This window comes from Micromonospora sp. NPDC047753 (genome assembly GCF_040642735.1).
In the GTDB taxonomy this organism is placed as follows: domain Bacteria; phylum Actinomycetota; class Actinomycetes; order Mycobacteriales; family Micromonosporaceae; genus Micromonospora.
Genome location: NZ_JBEYSL010000753.1, coordinates 1 through 2,261, shown reverse-complemented (window position 1 = coordinate 2,261; position 2,261 = coordinate 1). Strand labels below are relative to the sequence as shown.

At 72.5% G+C, this 2,261-nt stretch carries 1 protein-coding gene; it reads left to right on the top strand.

Annotated features, from left to right (window positions below):
• Nucleotides 1-156 precede the first annotated feature (156 nt).
• The coding region (locus tag ABZ749_RS34130) for a S8 family serine peptidase (protein ID WP_357235292.1) at nucleotides 157-2,261 on the top strand (2,105 nt) is incomplete at its 3' end.

Sequence of the window (2,261 nt, the reverse complement as noted above, 5' to 3'; positions counted from 1 at the left end):
CTGCTGCTGGTCACTCACGACCGGCGGATGCTGGCGGCCATCGAGACCAACCGGCGACTCGCCATGGCGTAAGTGCGTCGGGGTTGGGGGCGCGGTGGGGGTGGGCGTTGCGTCGATGCTGTGGTGCGTACCACTTCTCGACACAAAGAGGTCATCGTGGCTCTGTCTCACCGGCGCCGCCGATCCGGGCTGATCGCCCTCGGCGCCGCCCTCACCCTGGCGGCCGGGTTCACCCCACCCGGCGCGGGAGCGGCCGCCGCCCCGCCGAACAACCCCGACCGCCCGGCGGGCATACCCCCGGCCGCCGCCGGCCGCGCGTCCACCGTCACCCTGATCACCGGTGACACGGTCACCGTCACCACCGCGGCGGACGGCAGCACGGTGTCGACAGTGCGCCGGCCGGACGGCAGCACCCCGAGTTTCCACCGCACCGTGCGCGACGGCGACACCTACGTCTACCCGGACGCCGCGCTGTCCTATGTGACGAGTGGCGTGCTGGACCGGCAACTGTTCAACGTCACCGACCTCATCGCCGACGGGTACGACGACGCGCACACCGACGCGCTTCCGTTGATCGTCACGATGACCGACGCGGCGGCCCGCAACCGCACCCGCCCCACAGTCGACGGCGCCACGCTGGTCCGCCAGTTGGACAGCGTGCAGGGCGCGGCGCTGACCCGCCAGCGCGCCACCGCCGACCGGTTCTGGACCGCGCTGACCGCCGGTTCGACCCGGCGTACGGGTGACGCCCCGACCCTGGCGAACGGCATCGCCAAGGTCTGGTTGGACGGTCGGGTGCACGCGGACCTGGCCGAGTCCACCGCGCAGATCGGCGCGCCCAAAGTGTGGGCCGAGGGCAACACCGCGACCGGTGTCGACGTCGCGGTGCTCGACTCGGGTGCGGACGCCGAACATCCGGATCTCGTCGGTCAGATCGCCGAGTCCAGCAGCTTCGTGCCGAGCGAGCCTGACATCCTCGACTACAAGGGCCACGGCACGCACGTCGCCTCGACGATCGCCGGCACCGGCGCCGCATCCGGTGGCGCCGAGCGGGGCGTCGCCCCGGGTGCCCGGCTGCACATCGGCAAGGTGCTCAACAGCGAGGGCAGCGGACAGGACTCGTGGATCATCGCCGGCATGGAGTGGGCGGCCCGTGAGCAGAAGGCCCGCGTGGTCAGCATGAGCCTCGGCGGTGAGGCCACCGACGGCAGCGACCCGATGAGCCAGGCGGTCGACCGACTCAGCGCCGAGACCGGCGCCCTCTTCGTGATCGCCGCCGGCAACAGCGGCCCGGCCAGCATCGGCAGCCCGGGTGCCGCCAACTCCGCGCTCACAGTGGGCGCCGTGGACAACACCGACCACCTCGCCGACTTCTCCAGCCAGGGGCCACGCGCCGGCGACGGCGGGCTCAAGCCCGAGATCACCGCCCCCGGCGTGGACATCCTGGCGGCCCGCTCGCACCTCGTGCGGGGCGGCTCCGGCGACTACACGCTGATGAGCGGCACGTCGATGGCCACCCCGCACGTGGCCGGCACGGCCGCGCTGGTCGCCGCCGCGCACCCGGACTGGACCGGTCAGCGGATCAAGGAAGCGCTGGTCAGCACGGTGAAGGCCACCCCCGATTACACCCCGTACCAGGCGGGTGCCGGCCGGGTCGACGCGGTCGCCGCCGCGCACGCCACAGTCTTCGCCACCCCGAGTGCCTACTCCGGTTTCCAGGCGTGGCCGCAGCAGCCGGGCGCGACCGTCGACCGTACGGTCACCTACACCAACCTCGGCAGTGCGTCGGTCGACCTCAGGCTGGCCCTCGACGCGGCCACCGCGCCGGCCGGGCTGTTCGCGCTCTCCGCCGACCGGGTGACAGTGCCCGCGGGCGGCACCGCCACCGTTACGGTGACCGCCGCGTATGACAAGCTGCCGGTGGAGAAGCAGGTCAGCGGCCTGATCGTCGCCACCGACGAGACCGGTGCGGTGCGCGGGCGCACCCTGATCGGCGCCGGCAAGGAGGGTCAGCGGCAGAACCTGACGCTGGTTGCCAGGGACCGCGACGGCAAGCCGCTCGTCGGCAAGGTCATCCTCACCGCCGACACCCTCTTCACCGCCGTGGACCTGCCCGAGAGCGGCACCGCCACGCTGCGGCTGCCGGTGGGGTCGTGGAACGGTTGGACCCTGACCCCGAACAAGGGCGAGGTGAAGACGCTGGTCGTCAAGCCGGGCGAGACCGGTTCCGTCTCCTTCGACGCGACCGAGGGTCTCGTCGT